This is a genomic window from Monashia sp. HAY1-2A (genome assembly GCF_056755315.1).
Genome location: NZ_JBNDHY010000738.1, coordinates 1 through 239, shown reverse-complemented (window position 1 = coordinate 239; position 239 = coordinate 1). Strand labels below are relative to the sequence as shown.

At 65.3% G+C, this 239-nt stretch carries 1 protein-coding gene; it reads left to right on the top strand.

What is annotated here, in order from left to right:
- Window positions 1–13 precede the first annotated feature (13 nt).
- A partial coding sequence (locus tag ACPYOM_RS23730) for a YncE family protein (RefSeq protein WP_481347864.1) occupies window positions 14–239 on the top strand: 226 nt, incomplete at its 3' end.

The following is a 239-nucleotide window of genomic DNA, read 5'->3' as shown; positions in this document are numbered from 1 at the left end:
GAAGCATGTGCTGGTGAGCAACCGCGCGGCCAACACGATCAGCAAGATCGCGCTGGCGGACTTCACGGTCGTCGACACCTTCAAGGCCCCCGGCGGTCCGGACGACATGGAGATCCTGACCGACGGCCGCACGCTGATGTTCACGTCGCGCTGGGCCCGCAAGCTGACGGTGATGGACCTGCAGACCAAGCAGATCCTGCAGCAGGTCAAGGTCGGCAAGTCGCCGCACGGCGTGTGGA